Source organism: Halobacterium sp. NMX12-1, from assembly GCF_040435975.1.
Lineage (GTDB): Archaea > Halobacteriota > Halobacteria > Halobacteriales > Halobacteriaceae > Halobacterium > Halobacterium hubeiense.
Genome location: NZ_CP159204.1, coordinates 707769 through 727013, shown reverse-complemented (window position 1 = coordinate 727013; position 19245 = coordinate 707769). Strand labels below are relative to the sequence as shown.

General features: G+C 68.9%; 18 protein-coding genes, 1 tRNA gene and 1 other RNA gene. 9 read left to right on the top strand and 11 right to left on the bottom strand.

What is annotated here, in order from left to right:
• Nucleotides 1-11: 11 nt before the first annotated feature.
• The 5 genes from ABSL23_RS05265 to ABSL23_RS05245 all read right to left on the bottom strand — a co-directional run bounded on the left by ABSL23_RS05265 (nt 12) and on the right by ABSL23_RS05245 (nt 4044).
• Nucleotides 12-1259, bottom strand: coding sequence for a PQQ-binding-like beta-propeller repeat protein (locus ABSL23_RS05265; RefSeq protein WP_059055196.1), 1248 nt, complete (start codon nt 1257-1259; stop codon nt 12-14).
• A gap of 82 nt (nt 1260-1341) precedes the next feature.
• The gene (locus ABSL23_RS05260) at nt 1342-1746 is read right to left on the bottom strand and encodes a hypothetical protein (protein ID WP_059055194.1); all 405 of its coding nucleotides are present in this window, start codon (nt 1744-1746) and stop codon (nt 1342-1344) included.
• A 73-nt stretch (nt 1747-1819) separates the two neighbouring features.
• Nucleotides 1820-1892, bottom strand: a tRNA-Arg gene (locus ABSL23_RS05255).
• A gap of 51 nt (nt 1893-1943) precedes the next feature.
• Entirely contained in the window at nt 1944-3299 is a 1356-nt protein-coding gene (locus ABSL23_RS05250; RefSeq protein ID WP_059058131.1) for an MATE family efflux transporter, read from the bottom strand.
• 163 nt (nt 3300-3462) lie between these two features.
• Entirely contained in the window at nt 3463-4044 is a 582-nt protein-coding gene (locus tag ABSL23_RS05245) for a 2Fe-2S iron-sulfur cluster-binding protein (protein WP_059055193.1), read from the bottom strand.
• Between the two features lie 92 nt (nt 4045-4136).
• Here ABSL23_RS05245 and ABSL23_RS05240 point away from each other — a divergent pair, with 92 nt between their 5' ends.
• The gene (locus tag ABSL23_RS05240) at nt 4137-4718 is read left to right on the top strand and encodes a DJ-1/PfpI family protein (RefSeq protein ID WP_059055191.1); all 582 of its coding nucleotides are present in this window, start codon (nt 4137-4139) and stop codon (nt 4716-4718) included.
• A gap of 96 nt (nt 4719-4814) precedes the next feature.
• Here the strand turns inward: ABSL23_RS05240 and ABSL23_RS05235 are convergent, their stop codons facing one another.
• Genes ABSL23_RS05235 through ABSL23_RS05225 form a run of 3 tightly spaced genes read right to left on the bottom strand, consistent with a single transcriptional unit; the run spans nt 4815 to nt 7840 of the window.
• A complete protein-coding gene (locus ABSL23_RS05235) occupies nt 4815-5723 on the bottom strand; it encodes a decarboxylating 6-phosphogluconate dehydrogenase (RefSeq protein ID WP_059055189.1) in 909 nt (302 codons plus the stop codon).
• 51 nt (nt 5724-5774) lie between these two features.
• Nucleotides 5775-5942, bottom strand: coding sequence for a hypothetical protein (locus tag ABSL23_RS05230; protein WP_157533961.1), 168 nt, complete (start codon nt 5940-5942; stop codon nt 5775-5777).
• A 47-nt stretch (nt 5943-5989) separates the two neighbouring features.
• Nucleotides 5990-7840, bottom strand: coding sequence for an ABC transporter ATP-binding protein (locus ABSL23_RS05225; RefSeq protein WP_089649658.1), 1851 nt, complete (start codon nt 7838-7840; stop codon nt 5990-5992).
• Nucleotides 7841-7934: 94 nt separating this feature from the next.
• Here ABSL23_RS05225 and ABSL23_RS05220 point away from each other — a divergent pair, with 94 nt between their 5' ends.
• The 3 genes from ABSL23_RS05220 to ABSL23_RS05210 all read left to right on the top strand — a co-directional run bounded on the left by ABSL23_RS05220 (nt 7935) and on the right by ABSL23_RS05210 (nt 10388).
• Entirely contained in the window at nt 7935-8189 is a 255-nt protein-coding gene (locus tag ABSL23_RS05220) for a hypothetical protein (RefSeq protein WP_059055185.1), read from the top strand.
• Nucleotides 8190-8270: 81 nt separating this feature from the next.
• Nucleotides 8271-9110: an ABC transporter ATP-binding protein gene (locus ABSL23_RS05215; RefSeq protein ID WP_059058129.1), complete on the top strand. Its 840-nt coding sequence runs from the start codon at nt 8271-8273 to the stop codon at nt 9108-9110.
• A 156-nt stretch (nt 9111-9266) separates the two neighbouring features.
• Nucleotides 9267-10388, top strand: coding sequence for an iron ABC transporter permease (locus ABSL23_RS05210; RefSeq protein ID WP_059055183.1), 1122 nt, complete (start codon nt 9267-9269; stop codon nt 10386-10388).
• 48 nt (nt 10389-10436) lie between these two features.
• Here the strand turns inward: ABSL23_RS05210 and ABSL23_RS05205 are convergent, their stop codons facing one another.
• Nucleotides 10437-11585, bottom strand: coding sequence for an ABC transporter substrate-binding protein (locus ABSL23_RS05205; RefSeq protein ID WP_059055181.1), 1149 nt, complete (start codon nt 11583-11585; stop codon nt 10437-10439).
• Between the two features lie 231 nt (nt 11586-11816).
• On the opposite strand from ABSL23_RS05205, the gene ABSL23_RS05200 reads away from it, so the two are divergent.
• The 4 genes from ABSL23_RS05200 (at nt 11817) to ABSL23_RS05185 (ending at nt 16474) form a co-directional block, all read left to right on the top strand.
• Nucleotides 11817-14456: a valine--tRNA ligase gene (locus ABSL23_RS05200; RefSeq protein WP_353634944.1), complete on the top strand. Its 2640-nt coding sequence runs from the start codon at nt 11817-11819 to the stop codon at nt 14454-14456.
• A 43-nt stretch (nt 14457-14499) separates the two neighbouring features.
• The gene (locus ABSL23_RS05195) at nt 14500-14916 is read left to right on the top strand and encodes a CBS domain-containing protein (protein WP_059055178.1); all 417 of its coding nucleotides are present in this window, start codon (nt 14500-14502) and stop codon (nt 14914-14916) included.
• Nucleotides 14917-14973: 57 nt separating this feature from the next.
• On the top strand, nt 14974-16077 hold the full coding sequence (locus ABSL23_RS05190; protein WP_059055176.1) for an aminopeptidase: 1104 nt from the start codon (nt 14974-14976) through the stop codon (nt 16075-16077).
• Between the two features lie 157 nt (nt 16078-16234).
• The gene (locus ABSL23_RS05185) at nt 16235-16474 is read left to right on the top strand and encodes a hypothetical protein (protein WP_059055174.1); all 240 of its coding nucleotides are present in this window, start codon (nt 16235-16237) and stop codon (nt 16472-16474) included.
• Nucleotides 16475-16693: 219 nt separating this feature from the next.
• On the opposite strand, the gene rnpB is transcribed toward ABSL23_RS05185, so the two are convergent.
• An RNA gene (rnpB, locus tag ABSL23_RS05180) (RNase P RNA component) lies at nt 16694-17123 on the bottom strand.
• Nucleotides 17124-17381: 258 nt separating this feature from the next.
• On the opposite strand from rnpB, the gene ABSL23_RS05175 reads away from it, so the two are divergent.
• Nucleotides 17382-18017: a TIGR00296 family protein gene (locus ABSL23_RS05175; RefSeq protein ID WP_089649661.1), complete on the top strand. Its 636-nt coding sequence runs from the start codon at nt 17382-17384 to the stop codon at nt 18015-18017.
• Between the two features lie 10 nt (nt 18018-18027).
• Here ABSL23_RS05175 and ABSL23_RS05170 read toward each other — a convergent pair whose 3' ends face one another.
• Nucleotides 18028-19182, bottom strand: coding sequence for a nicotinate phosphoribosyltransferase (locus ABSL23_RS05170; RefSeq protein ID WP_059055169.1), 1155 nt, complete (start codon nt 19180-19182; stop codon nt 18028-18030).
• Nucleotides 19183-19245 lie beyond the last annotated feature (63 nt).

Below are 19245 nucleotides of genomic sequence, written 5' to 3'. Positions count from 1 at the left end.
AGTCACGTCTCTCAGTCGCTCGTCTCGGGCGAGAGCGCCACGAGACGCGACAGCGTGACGACGAACGCCCGCCCGGCCGCCAGCACCGGGGACGCGTGCGTCGTCGCGTTGACCGCGGCGACGCGCCAGCGCCGCCGGTCGGGACCGAGGAAGCCGCCGGCGTCCCGGCGGAACGCGTAGACGCTACCGGCGACGGCGAGGACCGACTCGTCGGTCACGACCGGCGCGGCCGTCCCCTCGCTGGGGAGGTGTGCCTGCCAGTTCGTCTCCCCGGTCTCGGCGTCGACCTCGTGGAGGTCGCCGGAGACGACGTAGAGGTCGCCGCCGTCGGCCGCGGCGGCCGCCCGACTCTGGAGGTCCCGCCGCCAGCGAACGTCGCCCGAGCGCGTGACAGCGACCGTCTCCTGCCAGCCCGTCTGGACGACGCCGCCGTCGTCCACGACCGCGGCGGCGTACGGCGTGTCCACGGGGACGCGCCACTGTTCGTCGCCAGTCTCGCGGTCGAACTTCACGAGCGCGTCCCGGTCGGGGACGTACACGCCGTCGTCGGTGACTGCTGGTGGAATCTGGGTCGCCGACGAGTCGCCGAGGTTGTACTCGTCGTAGACCAGCGGCGTCAGCGAGCGCCGCCAGCGCTCGGTGCCGTCGGGCGCGAGCCGCACGCACGACGTCGCGCTCCGGGCGTACACGTCGCCGTCGGCGACCGTGACGCCGTACGTGCGGCCGTCGCCGACGCGGTGGGTCGCGACGATGTCGCCGTCCGCGAGTGAGAGGACGGTGACCGACGCGGGCGCCGGGTCCGGGCCGTCCTGCGTCGGGACGACCCGAGTCGGGACATAGAGCCGGCCGCGCTCGGGATCCAGCGCGGGCGCGCCGCAGGCTTCCACGTCGAGGCGGCACGTCCACTGCTCGTTGCCGTCCGGCGTCACGGCGACGACCGCTCGGTCCGCGGCGAAGTAGACGACGCCGTCGTGGACGACCGGCGGCAACTGCGGCCACTGCCCGGACGCGAGGTTCGTGTGGGCTTCGGGCTCCGGGACGCCGCCCGCGGCGTAGTTCGCGTTCGTCGCGCCGTTGCCGTACGTCCGCCAGTCGCCGTCGGGGAACGGGGCCGGACCGGCGTCGCCGTCGAGCGCGCTACAGCCCGCGAGCGCGGTCGCCGAGACCGCGCCGAGGCCCGCGAGGAACGCGCGCCGCGACGAACGACGCGGAGACGACTCCGAGGGTGGAGGGCTGGAGGGCGAGGGACCAGAAGCCATCGCTGTGCGGGTTCGGACGCCCCCGAGAAGTGTCTTGTGACGACTTTCAGAATAGGACAGCCGAGGATTTCGAGGGGCGGTATCAGGCGGCTCGTCCGCTCGAACCCGTCGCTCGTCGATTCCGCCGGACGCGCCGGAGGTAGACCGAGAGGGGGACGGCGACGAGCGCGACCGTGCCGACGACGCGCGCCACCCGCAGTTCGACTAACGGCGGTACATCTCGGTGCAGGAGCAGAAACGCGGTCTCGACGACGGCCCCACCGACGCTGAGCGCCAACACGGCGCCCCACAGCCACAGTATCGCGACGCCGACCGCGTCGAGGTGACTCGTTTTCACCGCGTGACCGAGCACCACGACGCCAGCCAGCACCGGCACGGCGAGCAGGACGCGAACCGGGTCGATTGCGAATAGCCCGGCGCCGAGCGTGAACGTCACGAAATACACGACGAGCGCGACGAGACGGCGGGCCGAGCGGCGCCAACTCACATTCACGCGATACGACGCACGGACAAGTAAATCGTTTGCCAGTTCCGATGATCGCTATCGAACCACCGAGAAGCGGGCGCGAAGGGATTTGAACCCCTGACATCTTGGTCCGGAACCAAGTGCTCTGTCCGCTGAGCTACGCGCCCTCGGCGTGTGGTAGCGGGGGCAACGGTATAACGGTTGTGAGTCCAAGGCGGTCATGCGGGGTCGCCGTCGTCGGCGTCGACGAGCGTGCGCTTCCACGTGCCGCGCGTGAACCACGCGGCGGCGACGATGGCACCGGTGATGTTCCCGAACGCCATTCCGACCCAGATACCCATAGCACCCCAGTCGAGCGTGAACGCGAACAGGTAGACGGTGAGGACGCGGCCAATCCACAGCGTCACCATCGAAATCACCATCGCGGTCTTCGTGTTGCCGGCGCCGCGGAACGCGCCGAGCAAGACTTGGACGACGCCGACGAAGACGAACTCGACGGCGCGGATGCGGACGTACGTCGAGCCGTACTCGACGATGGCGGCGGCGTTCTCCGCGCCGGGGCTGAGGAACACCGCGACGATGGGCCGCGGGAAGATGGCGGCGAGGACGGCGACCGCGAGGAGGACGCCGGCGGCGACCTTCGCGGCGAGCCAGACGGCGCGCTCGGCGCGCTCGGGCTGTTTCGCGCCGAGGTTCTGCCCGACCATCGTGTTGGTGGCGCGGCCCAGTCCCATCGCGGGCAGGAACACCAGCGAGATGAGGCGGTTGCCGAGTCCGAACGCGCCGACGACGGCGGGCGCGAACGACGCCACCATCGCGGTGAGCGTAATCATCGCGAGCGCGCTCGTGGACTGCTCGGCGGCGCTAGGCGTGCCGACGCGGACGATGCGGGAAATCATCGAGAAGTCGGGCGCGAACTGGGACAGCGAGATGTCGGGGCCGGCGTTCGTGAAGAAGAGGACGTAGACGCCGATGACGGCGGCGACGAGGCGCGCGAAGATGGTGGCGACGGCGGCGCCCGCGATGCCCATCTCGGGGAACACCCACCAGCCGAAGATGAGGAACGGGTCGAGGGCGACGTTGATGGCGACGCTGACGAACATCACGAGCATCGGCGTGCGGGTGTTGCCGTAGCCGCGCATCAGCGCGGAGAACACGAAGAAGCCGAACAGCGCGGGCATCCCGAGGAAGAACACCTCCATGTAGTCGCCGGCCAGCGGCACGACGACCCGGGCGGTCTCGGCCTGCGCGGGGAGCAACGCGAGCATGTCCCGCGTGAGGAAGTGGCCGACGACGCCGAGGACCGTCGAGATGGCGACGACGAAGCCCAGCGTCTGCGCGGCGACCTTCCCCGCGGAGCCCTCGCTGTCGGCGCCCGTGAACTGCGCGACGAGAATCGACCCGGCGGTCGTGAACCCGCCGCCGACGGAGATGAGGAAGAACACCAGCGGGAACGCGAGGCTGATGGCGGCGACGGCGTTCCCGGACAGCCGGCCGAGCCAGAACGTGTCCGCGAGGTTGTACGTCACCTGGAGGAGCTGGATGACGACCATCGGCCACGCGAGCCGAATCATGGGGCCGACGAGGTCGCCCTCGGTGATGCTGCTCGTCGAGCGGGTTTCGGGCACTACAACGTCTCACGCAGCGGCCCGTTTTGAAAACTCCGGCTCGGAGAAAGCGGCAAACGGCACGCGTCGCCGTCGAACGACGGTCGTCGCGGGGAGAACTGGTCCGCAGTTACGGCGTCTCGTCGGTCTCGACGGAGAACGACGTGGTCGGGTGGGCGGTACACGTCAGCATGTACCCCTTCTCCATCTCGTCGTCGCTGAGCGTCTCGTTGTTCGTGTGGCGGATGAACTCGCTCGCGTCCTCGCCGCTGGCGACGCGGCCGCCACACGACAGGCACTGGCCCTGCCGGCAGGCGTACGGGAGGTCCCAGCCCTCCTCCTCGCCGGCGTCGAGGATGGACTCGTTGTTCGCGACCTCGATGGTCTCGCCTTCCTTGACGAACTCGATTTCGTAGTACTCGACCTCGTCCTCCGGGATGGATTCGGGGTCGAAGCCCTCGTCTTCCTCGCTCTCTTCTTCGAGTTCGCCTTCCGCGGCGCCGCCCGCGACCGCGCCGGCGCCGCCGCCACCGCCGATAGAGCGGTTGTACGGCTCCGGGAAGTCGGTCTCCGGAACCGTCGAGGCGCGCTGTTCGAGGACCTCGCTGGCGATGTCCTCGGGGACGGGCTTCGACGTGCCCTTCAGGAGGTGGAGCCCGACGAGCGCGAGCGCCATCCCGAGACCGAGCAGCAGCCCCAGTGTGTTCACCATGTCCGGCGGTACGGAGAGGTGGCTTAACAGTATTGTGATTGCTCACCGCCCCGCTCCGGGCGAGTTTTGAGGGGGTAACGCGAACCCCCGGTATGGACGTCGCGATACTGCTGTACGAGGGGTTCGACGAGCTGGACGCGGTCGCGCCCTACGAGGTGTTCCGGACGGCCGCCGCGTTCGGCGCGGACGTGGACGCGAACCTGAAGACGCTGGTACCAAGCGAGCGCGTGACCGCGAGCCACGGCCTCCGCGTCGAACCGGACGACGTGCTCATCGGCACGCCCGACCTCGTGCTCGTGCCCGGGGGCGGCTGGAACGACCGCAGCGAGAACGGCACGTGGGCCGAAGTGCAGGACGGCACGCTCCCGGAGCGCCTCGCTACGCTCCACGACGGCGGCGCGACCGTCGCGACAGTCTGCACGGGCGCGCTCCTCGCCGCGGAGGGCGACCTCCTAGAGGGGCGGCCGGCGACCACCCACGAGTCCGCGAAAGACGACCTCCGCGAGTACGGCGTCGACGTCCGCGACGACCGCTACGTCGACGACGGCACCGTCCTCACCGCCGCCGGCGTCACCGCCGGCATCGATCTCGCTCTCCACCTCCTCGAACGCGAGTGCTCGCCCGGCGTCGCCGAACAGGTCGCCGACGAAATCGAGTACGACCACACCTACTGACCTCCCCCAGTTGCTCGCTACGCTCGGCTCGCGGGTCGCTTCGCTCCCCGCTCGCGTTTCCCGCGGTTCGGAAGGAGCGAGCGACTGAGAACCGCGCTACTCCTTCCGAGCGACCTCGTGTCTGCCGAACCCGTACCGCAGCCGGTTCGCGAGCCGCCGCGCGAACCGCCCCTCGCCGTCGCCGCTGGCGCGGGAGTCGAAGCGCTCGGCGAGCGCCTGATAGATGATGGGGAGCGGGACCTCCTGTTCGAGGCTCTCCTGGACCGTCCACGTGCCCGTAGAGCCGCCGGCGACGTGGTCGGCGACGTCGCCGAGGTCGTTGCCCTCCTCGCGGAACGCTTCCTCGCAGAGTTCCAGTAGCCACGATCGGATGACGGCGCCGTTGTTCCACGTGTTCGCGACGGCTTCCAAATCGAGGTCGTAGCGGCCCTCGTGGAGGAGTTCGAAGCCCTCGCCGTACGCCTGCATGAGCGCGTACTCGACGCCGTTGTGGACCATCTTCACGTAGTGGCCCGAGCCCGCGGGCCCCATGCGGTCGTGGCCGTCCGGGCCGGTCGCAACCGCGTCGAAGACCGGAACGAGTTCGTCGTACGCCCACTGGGGGCCGCCGACCATCAGTGAGAAGCCGAGTTCCGCGCTGGCGGGGCCGCCGGAGGTGCCGCAGTCGAGGTACGCGAACTCGTACTCGCCGGCGCGCCGCGTGGAGTCCTCGAAGTGGCTGTTCCCGCCGTCCACGACCACGTCGTCGGCGTCGAGTTCGGGCGCGAGTTCGTCGAGCGCGGCGTCCACGGGGTCGCCGGCGGGCACCATCAGCCAGACACGCTTCTCGTCGCCGAGTTCGTCCACGAGGTCGGGAATCGATTCCGCGGGCGTCGCGCCGGCGTCGGCGGCGTCCTCGCGGGCGTCCGCGTCGATGTCGAACGCGACCACGTCGTGGCCCGCGTCCAGACACCGGTCGACGACGATGCGCCCCATGCGGCCGAGACCGACAACACCGAGTTCCATACGTGGCACTCCCGGCCGCGGTAGGTAGTGGTTGCGATAGCCGCGGGGGCGTCAGTCGGCGCTGGCGTCGCGGCCGCCGGGCGTCGGCACCGTGATGGTGCGGTCGCTGGCGAACAGCACGAAGAGGGCGAACAGCCCGAACAGCGCGGGTTCGTTGGTCAGCACGCCGAGCACACCGAGGATGCCGAGCGCACCGAGGTGTTTGACTTCGACGTCCATACCTACACGTTGGAACGCCGCCGACAAAATTCCAGCGCCGGGAGCGGTCACTCGTCCAGCGTGGTCGTCTGGACGTTCCAGAGGTCGGCGTACCGGCCGCCGCGGTCGAGGAGGTCGTCGTGGGTGCCGCGCTCGGTGATTTCGCCGTCCTCGACGACCAGAATCGCGTCGGCGTCCCGGACGGTGGAGAGCCGGTGCGCGATGACGAGCGCGGTGCGGTCCGCGGAGAGGTCGTCGAGGCTCGCCTGGATGCGGCGCTCGGTCTCCGTGTCCACGTCGCTGGTCGCCTCGTCGAAGACCAGAATCTCGGGGTCTTTGAGGATGGCGCGTGCGATGTCGATGCGTTGCCGCTGGCCACCAGAGAGCTTCACGCCGCGCTCCCCGACCTCCGTGTCGTAGCCCTCCGGGAGGTCGACGACGAACTCGTGGGCGTCGGCGGCTTTCGTGGCCTCGACGACCGCCTCGCGGTCGGCGTCGAACTGGCCGTACGCGATGTTCTCCGCGATGGTGCCGTCGAAGAGGAACGTGTCCTGACTGACGTAGCCGACGTGCTCGCGGAGACTCGCCAGCGTCAGGTCGCGGACGTCGTGGCCGTCCACGCGAACCGCGCCCTCGTCCACGTCGTACAACCGCAACAGGAGCTTGCAGAGCGTGGACTTCCCGGCGCCGGTCGGCCCCACGAGCGCGACGGTATCGCCGGGGTCTGCGTCGAAGGAGACGTCGTCGATGACGGTTTCCTCGGCGTCGTAGCTGAACGTCACGTCGTCGTACTCGACGCGCCCCTCGACGTCGGTGAGTTCGACGGCCTCCTCGGCCTCCGTGACCGCCGAGGGGACATCCATGAGGCCGAACACGCGCGCGGAGGAGGCCTTCGCGTTCTCGTACTGGTCGACGATGTTCGACACCTCCGCCAGCGGCGTGACGAACCGTTGGGTGAGGAAGATGAACGTGACGAACGCGCCCGGGGACAGCGACCCCGAGAGGAACAGCGGCGGGCCGTACAGCAGCCAGTAGCCGCCGACGGCGAACGTCACAGCAAAGGAGAGCCCGGCGAGCAGCTCCATGCCCGGCCGGTAGACGTAGCTCAGGCGGAGGACGTCCATCGTGTCCCGGAAGAACCGGTAGGAGGCGTCCGTGACGCGGTCGGTCTCGTGGGCCTCGGCGGCGTTGGTCTTCACGAGTTCGACCCCCGCGAGGCTGTTCTCCAGTTTCGTGTTGAGGTTGCCGACGGCGGCGCGCTGGCGCTCGTAGCGGGGCTCGGCGCGCTTCATGAACCACGACGTGAGCGCGACCATCAGCGGAATCGCCGACAGCGTGACGACCGCCAGCTGCCAGTTCTCGGCGACGAGGATGGCGGTGATGCCCGCGACCATCACGACGAGCCGCGCGGAGTTCTGGAGCGCGTCGTCGAGGAACACTTCGAGGTTCGAGGCGTCGTTGTTCAGCACGGACATCACCTCGCCGGTCTGTTTGTCGTCGAAGAACGTCATGTCCAGGCCCTGCATCTTCGCGAACGAGTCCGTGCGGACGTCGTGCATCACGCGGTGCGCGAACAGGTTCGCGGTGACGCCGTACGCGTACGTGAACACGGCGGTGACGAGGAACGACCCCGCGATGAGCACCACGGACAGTTCGAAGACGGCGACCTCCTCGGTCGGGAACCACGCCGCGGGCACGAGCGGGAGGTCGAAGGGCGCGTTCCCGGTGAACACGCTGTCGATGGCGGCCCCCAGTACGACCGGCGGCAGGAGGCTGGCGACGCGCGCGACGACGTTCGCCACCATGCCGGCCGCGAAGTACGGCCACTCGCTGGCGCCGTACTCCCGGAACAGCCGGCCGAGCGGCCGCTCGACGCGGTCGCGGTACTCGTCGAAGGCGCTGTCCTCCGTCGCTGCCATTACGGTTCGAGATACCACCGTCCCCGAAGTCGGTTACGGTCGCCGCAGTCCGGCGACCACAAGGTTTCAGTCGGCCGCACGGCGACACGCGAATATGCGCACGCTCCCGGTGGTCCTCGCGGTCGTGGTCGTGAACGACGCCGCCCTCCTGCTGGCGCTGGACGTGTCGGTGCCGGCGTGGCTGGGCGTCCTCGGCGCGGCGCTGGCGTTGACGGCGTTGGTCGCGGCCGCCGTCAGTGTGGGGGTCGAGCGCGAAACCCCCACGAACGCCGAGTTACAGCGCGAAATCGAGGCGTTGCGCGAGCGGGTCGCGGCGCTGGAGGACCGCGAGCGAAGGGGAAACGATTAACGTTAGGCACGCCTAAACTGCGGCCGTGAACCGAAGCGTCGGCGCCGACCGGACTGGCTCTCGGGGTGAGCGGTAGTGTCGCTGGAAGAGACCACCGCCGAGCGCGCGGAACGGGCGAGCGAGGCCGACGAGGACACCCCCTCGGCGCTGTTCGGTGACGACCTCGAAGTGACGTACGCGACCGCCGACGAGCCGGTCGTGACTTGCGACCGCGTCGACATCCCAGAGGGCGAAATCACCGCGTTCGTCGGGCCGAACGGCAGCGGGAAGTCCACGCTGCTGAAGGCGCTGTCGAACCACCTCGACCGCGAGGCGGGCGCGGTCGTCCTCGACGGCAAGGAGATACAGGAGTACGGGCAGAAGGAGCTCGCGCGCGAACTCGGCCTGCTCTCCCAGGAGAACACCTCCCCCGGCTCGATCACCGTCGAAGACCTCATCTACCACGGCCGCTACCCCCACCGCGGGTTCTTCGACTCGGTGACCGACGAGGACGAGGCGGCCGTCGAGCGGGCCATCGACCTCGCGGGCGTCGAGCACCTCCGCGAGCGCGAGGTCGGCGGGCTCAGCGGCGGGCAAAAGCAGCTGGCGTGGATTGCGATGGTGCTGGCGCAGGAGCCGGACGTGCTGTTGCTGGACGAGCCGACGACGTATCTGGACCTCCACCACCAGCTGCGCGTGATGGAGACCATCGAGCGGCTCAACGAGGAGGACGGCGTCACGGTCGGCGTCGTCCTCCACGACATCGCGCAGGCGGCCCGCCGCGCGGACTACCTCGTCGCGCTCGAAGACGGCGAGGTGTACGACTGGGGACCGCCCGTGGAGGTGCTGACCGAGGAGCTGCTCTCGGACGTCTTCAGCGTGGACGCCGCCATCTCCTACACCCCCGACCCCCAGATTATTCCGAAGGGGTCGCTGGACTGAGCGTGTCCCGGGCCGGCGGCGCCGCTCGCGGGAGCGCGGAACGAAATCCTTTTGCTTCGTTTAGGCAACCCTAAAGTAGATGGACACGACGACTCGCCGCCACCCGGCCCCGCCCGGCGAACGACCACGCGCGCGACGCCCCGCCCGGAGGAAGCGATGTCCGTAGGCGACACCGAACGCCTCCGCGACGGAATCGACCGCTCGCTGGTCGGCGTCGTCGTCGCGAGCGTCGTCATCGTCGCGGCCGGCGCCGTCGTACAGGTCCGGTACGGCTCGTACTCGATGAGCCTCGAACAAGCGCTGAGAGCGCTGTTCGACACCGACGTCATCTACGACCCGCGGTGGCTGCTGAAGTTCGTCGTCGGCGAGTCCCTGATGCGGACGATTACGGGCTTCCAGGGCGAACTCCCGGAACTGGCGACCGGCACGGTCGTCGTCTGGACCATCCGGCTGCCGCGCGTGGCCGCCGCCGTCGTCGTCGGCGCGAGCCTCGCGGTGTCGGGCGCCATCTTCCAAGCGGTCACCCGCAACGAGCTCGCCAGTCCGTACATCCTCGGCGTCTCCTCGGGCGCGGGACTTGCCATCCTCCTTACGCTCGTCGTGTTCTCCGGGCTGAACGCTTACCTCCCCATCATCGCCGCGCTCGGCGGCGCCGGCGCGTTCGTGCTCGTGTACGTCATCGCGTGGCAGAACGGCACGAGCCCGGTGCGGCTGGTGCTCGCGGGCGTCATCGTCTCGACGGTGTTCCAGTCCCTCCAGCAGGGGATGTTCTACTTCGCCGAGGACCTCGGCGTCGTCCAGAGCGCCATCGCGTGGACGACGGGGTCGCTGACCGGCGTCGAGTGGCGCCACATCCGGCCCGCGCTCCCGTGGGCGCTCGGCTCGGTCGCGCTCTCGCTCGTGAGCGCGCGCCAGCTGAACGTGCTCGCGCTCGGCGAGCAGACCGCGCGCTCGCTCGGCATGGCCGTCGAACGCACGCGGTTCCTGCTGGCGGGCGTCGCCGTGCTCGCGGCCGCCGCCAGCATCGCCATCGCGGGCATCGTCGGGTTCGTCGGCCTGCTCATCCCGCACGTCGTCCGGAACATCGTCGGCAGCGACTACAAGCAGTTGATGGTCGGGTGCCTGTTCGCCGGCCCCGCGCTGATGGTCGCCGCCGACGTCATCGCGCGGCTCGCGCTCCCCGTCGGCCAAGTGCCGGTCGGCATCGTCACGGGCGTCCTCGGCGGCCCGTACTTCCTCTACCTGATGCGGCGCCAGCAGGACGTCGGCGACCTGTAGCGTCCCGTCTTCCGTTCGCCGGCTCGCAAGAGAACAGTCGGACCGCGCTCAGAAGTCGCCGTTGACGATGTTCGCGACGCGGTCGCGGTCGAACAGCTCCTCCTCGACGCCGTACACCTGCCGGGCGGCACGCTCGGTGAGCACGAGGTTCGTAATCGGCCCCTGGTAGAGCGGGCCGCCGCGGTAGACGTCGCCGTTCTGGACGGCGGTGAGGTCGCTGGCGGTGGTGTCGTCTTCGAGGAACGAGACGACGGTGTTCTGGAACTGCTCGGCGGTCTTGGCCTCCTGCCCGCGCAGCAGCAGGACGTCCGGGTCGATTTCCAGCAGCGTCTCGAAGTCGACCTCGGCGCGGGAGGCGTGGAAGTCACGGACGTCGGTCTCCGCGAGCGCGTCGTTGACCTGGAGGTCGCGCCACTGCTTGAAGCTCGTCCCCTCGCTGATGAGGTACGGCGAGAAGGACGTGGGCTCGTCGCCGGCCGCCCACATGATGGCGACGCTGGGGCGCTCGCCCTCGGCGGGGACGACGTCGCTGACGCGGGACTGGAAGTCCTCGTGGAGGCTCTCGAAGGCCTCGTAGCGCTCCGTGCGCTGGAACACCTGCGCGAGCTTCTCGAAGGCCTCGTACAGCGAGTAGTACTGGTAGTCCTCGTGCCAGCCGTAGCCCCGCGAGAAGATGCTGTTGCCGAAGAACGGCGCGACGCTGTCGCTGATTTCCTCGACGTCGCCCTCGCTCCAGCCGCTGAAGCGGTTCAGCAGGAAGTTCGGGTCGATGACGTGGACGTCGGCGTCCAGCGAGTAGAACAGCTCCTTGTCGACGCCGCCCTGGTACAGCGAGGTCATGTCGCCGGCGTCCACGGAGATGTCGTCGATTTCGTCGTAGTACTGGGTGTGGTAGCGGCGCGCGAGCCAGACGGCTTCCGGCGGCTCGCGGCCGAGTGCGACGCCCATGTCCGCCCAACTGCCGTTGTTCGCGACCCACGTCTCGGGCACCGAGTCGAAGGACACCTCGCCCATCGGCTCGATGGAGACGCTGTAGGAGCTGTCTTCGCTGGTCGTCGGCTCCTCGGTCGTCGCGCTCGATTCGGTGGTCGTCGGCTCGGAAGTGGGGTCCTCGGTCTCCGAGCCGCTCGTACAGCCGGCGAGCAGGCCGGCGACGGTGGCCGCGCCGCCCGACTTGATGAACGTGCGTCGTCGCATACCCGTTTAGGTTCGCCTAAAGAATAAAAGCCCGTCGGTTTTTCGGCCAACCTAAACTAGACGGGCGGGCGCGGCAGAGCCGCGACACAGCCCGGGACGGGAACCTTTATTGCCGCGCCACCGCTCCGCTGACGTATGCGCGTCGAGCTCGCGGTAGTACGTGTGTAAGCCCTCTTCTCGTCACGACTCGCACACGCAGACACGCGGCCGCGGCCGACGACCCACCCAGCTATGACGAACATTCCGGACAGCTACGACCCCGACCGCATCGAATCCGAGTGGCAAAGCGACTGGCAGGACTCCGACGTCTACGAGTTCGACCCCAGCGACGCCGACACCGAGTACATCATCGACACGCCGCCGCCGTACCCCACGGGGAACCTCCACCTCGGGCACGCGCTCGGCTGGTCGTACATCGACTTCACCGCGCGCTTCCACCGCCTGCAGGGCGACGCCGTCCTCTTCCCGCAGGGCTGGGACTGCCACGGCCTCCCGACCGAGGTCAAAGTCGAGGAGAACCACGACATCCACCGCACGGACGTCTCCCGCGAGGAGTTCCGGGAGATGTGCGTCGAGCACACCGAGGCCCGCATCACCGAGATGAAGCAGACGATGACCGAGATGGGGTTCTCCCAGGACTGGTCGGCGGAGTTCCGCACGATGGACCCCGAGTACTGGGGGCAGACCCAGTCGTCGTTCGTCGAGATGGCCGACGACGACATGGTCTACCGCGACGAACACCCCGTCAACTGGTGCCCGCGCTGCGAGACCGCCATCGCGGACGCCGAGGTCGAGAACGTCGACCGCGAGGGCACCCTCTACTACGTCACGTTCGAGGGCGTCGGCAACGACGACATCGAAATCGCGACCACGCGCCCGGAGCTGCTGGCCGCCTGCGTCGGGATGGCCGTCGACCCCGAGGACGAGCGCTTCGAGGGCCGCGTCGGCGACACGTTCGAGGTCCCGCTGTTCGGCCAGGAGGTCGAACTGCTCGCCGACGACGAGGTCGACCCCGAGTTCGGGTCCGGCGCCGTCATGATCTGTACGTTCGGGGACAAGCAGGACGTCGACTGGTGGGCCGAGTACGACCTCGACCTCCGGTCGGTGTTCACCGAGGACGGCCACCTCTCCGAGGAGGCCGGCGAGTTCGCGGGCCTGACCATCGACGAGGCCAAGACCGAAATCGCGGACGCGCTCGACGACGAGGGCTACCTCAACGACAGCGAGCCCACCGAGCAGAGCGTCGGCGCGTGCTGGCGCTGCGACACGCCCATCGAGATTCTCTCCAAGGAGCAGTGGTTCGTCGAGGTCGACCAGGACCTGATTCTGGAGAAGGCCGAGGACGTCGAGTGGATTCCCGAGCACATGCACGACCGCCTCGTCGACTGGGCGGAGGGCATGGAGTGGGACTGGGTCATCTCCCGCCAGCGCGTGTTCGCGACGCCCATCCCCGCGTGGGAGTGCGCTGACTGCGGGCACTGGCACATCGCGGAAGACGCGGAGACGCCCGTGGACCCCACGGAGGAAGACCCCGCCGTCGGCGCCTGCCCCGAGTGCGGCAGCCACGACTGGCGCGGCGAGACCGACGTCATGGACACGTGGATGGACTCGTCGATTACGCCGCTGCACATCTCCGGGTGGCCCGAGGACATCGACCTCGAGGAGTTCGAGCCGGTCGGCCTGCGGCCGCAGGGCCACGACATCATCCGCACGTGGGCGTTCTACACGCTGCTGCGGACGGGCGCGCTCACCGACGAGGCGCCCTGGGAGGACATCCTCGTCAACGGCATGGTGTTCGGCGACGACGGCAACAAGATGTCCAAGTCCCGCGGGAACGTGGTCGCGCCCGACGAGGCCATCGAGGAGTACTCCGCGGACGCCGTCCGGCAGGCGCTCGCGCTCGGCGGCCAGCCCGGCAGCGACGTCCAGTTCCAGTGGAAGGAGGTCAAGTCCGCCTCCCGCTTCCTGACGAAGCTCTGGAACATCGTGAAGTTCGCGGGCGGGCACTTCGACGAGGACACGCCCGACGTCGCCGACCCCGCGTACCGCGACGCCGACCGCTGGATTCTCTCGGAACTCACGCGCGTCGCCGACGAGGTCGAAGCCGAGATGGAGGCGTATCGGTTCGACGCGGCGCTCCGTCGCCTCCGCGAGTTCGCGTGGGAGGACCTCGCCGACGACTACGTCGAACTCGTCAAGGGCCGGCTGTACAACGGCCGCCCCGGCGAGCGCGCCGCCGCCGAGAAGACCCTCTACACCGCGGTCACCGCGGTCGTCCGGATGCTGTCGCCGTTCAGCCCGCACGTCACCGAGGAAATCTGGACCCACCTCCCCGGCACCGAGGGCAGCGTCCACAACGCGACGTGGCCCGACGTCGACATGCTCGACGAGGACGCCGAGGTCGCCGGCGAGTACATCGCCGAGACCGCGAGCGAAGTCCGCGCGTGGAAGTCCGAGAACCACATCCCGCTGAACGAGTCGCTGGACCGCGTCGAGCTCTACTTCGACGCCGGCAACGACGCGAGCCTCGACACGTACGACCTCAGCGAGACCGTCAACGCCCCCATCAAGCTCGTGGAGGGGCGCCCGGACATCGAACTCGTCCCCGTCGAGGCCGACGCCGACGACTCGAAGGTCGGCCCCGAGTTCCGCAGCGAGGCCGGCGCGGTCATGCAGGCGGTCGAAGACGCCGACCCCGCCGAGATTCAGGCCCAGATGCACTCCGGGGACACCGTCACCGTCGAGGCCGACGGAGAGACGTACGAACTCGACGCCGACTGGCTGACTGTCGAGGAGGAGTACCGCGCCCAGTCCGGCGAGGAGGTCGCGGTCGTCGAGACCTCCTTCGGCACCGTCCTCGTCTACGAGTAGGACGGCCACTACCTTCTACTGGCGCGCGGGCGACTCCGCGAGCATGGTCGACCTGACAGCACCACGAATCGAGGACGTCGTGCGCCTGCCCGAGGACGCGTTCCTCGACCAGGTCGCGGAGACGATGCACGCCGAAGACGTCGGCAGCGTCGTCGTCACCGGCGACACGACCGACCTCGCGGGCATCGTCACCGACCGCGACCTCGCGCTCGCGCTCCGCGACGGCATCGACCCCGAGCAGACGACCGTGGACGAGGTGATGACGCCCGACCCCGTCACGGCCGAGCAGGGCGCGGAAATCTTCGAGGTCGTGGAGACGATGCGCGAGGAGGACGTCCGCCGGCTCCCGCTCGTGGACGAGGCGGGCGACGTCGTCCGGCTGGTGAGCCTCGACGACGCGCTCGTGTTGCTCGGCGAGGAGATGGCCGACGTCGCCGAACTCGTCGAGACACAGGTGTAACCCCCGGCGCCGTCCGGAACCCGACTGCTTTTTCGCCGCCGTCCGCGAGAGAGGGGTATGGACCCCCGCATCGAGGAACACGCGGAAGTGCTGGTGGACTGGAGCGCGCGCGTCGAGGAGGGCGACGACGTCGTATTGAGCGTCGGCCCGGACGCCCACGAGCTCGCAGTCGCCGTCGCGGAGAAGGTCGGCGAGCGCGGCGCGAATCTCGTCACGACGTACGCGTCGAGCGAACTCGGCCGGGCGTACGCGCTCGCTCACGAGGACGACTTCGACGAGAACCCCGAGTACGAACTCGCGCTCTACGAGAACGCCGACGTGGTACTCTCCATCGGTGGCGGCCGCAATACCAGTGAAGGCTCGGACATCCCCGCCGAGACGCGCCGCGCACAGTCGAAAGCCCGGCAGGGCATCCGCGAGGCCCGGATGGACACGGACTGGGTGTCGACGGTCCACCCGACGCGGTCGCTCGCCCAGCAGGCGAACATGTCCTTCGAGGAGTACCGGGAGTTCGCGTACGACGCCATCCTCCGCGACTGGGAGGAACTGGCCGACCAGATGGCGAACATGAAGGAGATTCTCGACGCGGGCAGCGAGGTCCGGCTCGTCAAGGAGGACACCGACCTCACGATGTCAATCGAGAACCGGACTGCCGTGAACTCCGCGGCGTCGGTCGCGTACGACTCGCACAATCTCCCGTCGGGCGAGGTGTTCACCGCGCCCCACGCCACCGAGGGCGAGGTGTTCTTCGACGTCCCGATGACGATTCGCGGCGAGCGCGTGCAGGACGTCCACCTCACGTTCGAGGACGGCGAGGTCGTCGACTACAGCGCCGCCCAGAACGAGAGCGTCGTCGGCGAGATTCTGGACACCGACGAGGGCGCGCGCCGCCTCGGCGAGCTCGGCATCGGGATGAACCGCGGCATCGACCAGTTCACCGACTCCATCCTCTTCGACGAGAAGATGGGCGACACCGTCCACCTCGCGGTCGGCCGCGCCTACGACTCCAACTACCCCGAGGGCTACGAGGACGAGGCCAACGAGTCGGCCGTCCACGTGGACATGATTACGGACGTCAGCGAGGACTCGTTCATGGAAGTCGACGGCGAGGTCGTCCAGCGCAACGGGACGTTCCGGTGGGAAGACGGGTTCGACGGATAGCGTGGTCCGGAACGAACGGAGTGAGTGAGAACCACGAGGAGCCGAACGGCGAACAGAGTGAGCCGTGAGGACGCGGTCCGGTTCTCGGGAAATTCGAACGGGCGAGCAGGCCACGGCGTTTATCCCTCACCGGCGTGTCAATGTTTAGAGAGACACAATGTCGATACTCAACTCCGTCGGCGAACTCGTCGGCAGCGTCATCGCGGTCGCGTTGCTGCTCGCGCTCGCGGTAATCAGCTTCTTCGTGACCATCTTCATCGTCGACGCGGGCGCGAGCCTCGCCGGGCTCAGTCCGGGCGACGACTTCGTCACACTCGCGGCAGCGGTGTTGACCGCGGGCGCCATCGTCGGCGGCGCGTCCCCGCTGACGGCGATTGCCGGCGCAGAGAACGCGTAACGCTTCGCGCTACTTTTCGCGTTTTCAGCCCGTGAACCGTTCGTAGGGCGGACTTACCGCGGTCTTAGACTTCTGTATCGTGATGTCTCCACGCCGGTAGCGGTTGCTGTGGCGGTCTTTTTAGCGTCCTGCCGAACGCGGTACGGCAGGGCTCGGAAGAGCTCGCTCTCCCGGTGTAGATTTTTGCGGGGTCGCGCAGCGACCCCGCAAAAAGGTACGAGCTGGAGGGGAGTAAGCCCCCTTCTGTTCGGCCTGGCATTCGGCTGAGCGTCCACGCGGCCCCTTGCGGGCGTGTCGGGCTACCTTGCGCGCGTGGACTTGCACCGGCGGGGATTAGCCGTTCCATCGGTCCCCTCCCGTCTGGCTCGCGGCTGACGCCGCGCACCTGTAACGTGACCGACGTTCGTCGGTCACGCTCGCTCACGGCTTGCGCCGTTCGCGTGTAACGCGGCGAAGCCGCGCTTCCCTCGGCGGGTTAGCTTCCTCCCCTCGCGGGTCGGGTCGCGCGCCTCATCGGTTCGAGAGGGACGTGTCGTCTCTGTTCCAGTGCCGACGGTCTCCCGTCCCGGATTTGCATCCGGCCGCCTGCCCGAACGGGTGGGGGGACTTTCCTCATGCCTCGCGGCACGGGAGCCAGGCTCCCTCTGCTCGCCCGTTCTAGGAGTGCCGCGGCGTTAAGGGGTTCGGTTGCCCGGGCCGTCGGAGCGAGCGTCGACGACCACCCTGCAGTATTCAACCTTGTGGCCGCCGGAATTATGCAGATTCGTTGTAAGATAAGCAACCACTACGCTCGAGTCCGACTCACGTTCCGCGATTCGGCCGTCCTACGCAGCCGATGAGAAGTCCGCCGGGGTCCTCGCGCGTGAGGGGAAGAGTTCAAGTTAATCCTTGCCATATACAAACTCGTATGGCCGAGGCCCAGTCAGTAGTACTTTCCTTCGAGGACGGCGCCCGGACAGTCGAACTAGCACGCGAATCCGTCGAGGCGTTCGTCCGGAACGGCCAGCGCGAGCAGCCCGGAAGCATGCGGGATGCCTTCTACAACCGAACGAGCGCGTTCGTTCGACTGGAGTCCACCCACGGCCGCGGCCGGCTCCGGGGCTGCGCGGGCGCCCAGGAGTCCGCCCGCGACCTCGGGAGCCGCGACCAGCAGCTCGGGCACGCCATCGTCGAGGCGTCCATCAAGGCCGCCTCCGACGCCTCGTGTGGCTCGGAGGTCGAGGCCGCGGAGCTGCCGAACCTCCGCGTCTCCGTCTGCACGGTGTCGAATCTCGTCCTCACGGACGACCCCGTCGAGGACATCGAGCTCGGCGTTCACGGCGTCGCCATCGACGGCGACGGCCAGCACGGCTGGATGTATCCGACGCTGCCCGTCGAGAACGACTGGAGCGTCTTCGAGTACCTCGACCGCACCTGCCGGAAGGCGGGCCTCCCGAACGGCGCGTGGGAGGACGACGACGTGATGGTCACGCTCTTCGAGGGCCAGGTCTTCCGAGAGACCGGCGAGGACGCCGAGGAGCCCGTCGAAGAGCTCACCGCGTAGAACGGATTCCTTACTCCGCGCGCTCCCTGAAGCCGACACGCTCGGCGTCGTCGAGCGCGCGGTCGGCGGCGTCCTCGATGCTGAAGGTTCGGACGAGTTCGCCGTCCCGAATCAGCGGGTCAAGCAGCGACGTGCCGTCCGTCGGGCCGGGCCGGGCGGCGAGGCCGACGTGGTGGCCGCCGTCGCGCGTGCGGTAGACGTCTTTCTTCCCGGAGAGCTTCCCGCGCTTGGCCGCGGGCTCGCCCTCGACTTCGACGATGTCGAGCGCGAAGTCTACGGGGTCGGCGTTCGAGACGTGACTCCCGACGCCGAAGCCGTCCGCGACGTCGCGGAGATTGCGGAGTTCCGTCGGGCCGAGGCCCCCGCTGAGGAAGATGTCGACGTCCCGGCGGTCGCGGGCGTCCAGCTCCCAGCGAATCTCGCGGACGATGTGCCGGAAGTCGCCGCGCCGCGACCCCGTGGTGTCGAGGCGGACGCTGTCGAGGTCGTCGCCGAGTTCGTCGATGGCGCGCAGGACTTCGTCTTTCTCGTCGCTGTACGTGTCACAGAGCGCGACCCGCGGCACGGACTCGTCGACCGCGTCGTCGTACGCGCGCCACGCCGCCTCCTGGTTGCCGCGCCCGAAGCAGATGAGGAGGGCGTGGGGCATCGTCCCGCCGGCCTCGCGGCCGATGACGTCGCCGGCGGCGAGGTGGGAGAAGCCGTCGAGGCCGCCGACGAGCGCGGAGCGCTCGACCATCGCCGCAATCGAGGGGTGGACGTGGCGCGCGCCGAAGCTCAGCACTTGGGAGTCCGGTGCGGCGCGGCGAGCTTCGAGGGCGGCGGTCGCGACGCCGGAGGCGTGCGAGAGAAAGCCCAGTAGGGAGGTCTCGTAGCGCGCGAAGTCGCGGTAGTCGCCCTCGATGCGGAGGACGGGACCGCCGTCGAACAGCGACCCCTCCGGCATCGCGTCCACGTCGATGGGGAGGCCTTCGAGGAGGTGGGCGGCGTCCTTGACGCCCGCGAGCAGTTCGAACTCCCCGGTCGGGAACTGGTCGGCGGTGACCTCCGCGACCACGCGGGGGTTCTTCCCGGCGAACTCCAGGGTCGTCTCGGTGCGCTCGAAGTACGCGTCGGTCGCGCGCCCGCTCTCGATGGCCTCGGGCGGGACGACGTCGAAGCTCACGCGACCACCCGGCGAGTAGCCTGCATGCCCTCGGGTACACTCGCCCCGGCGAAAAAGCCTCGC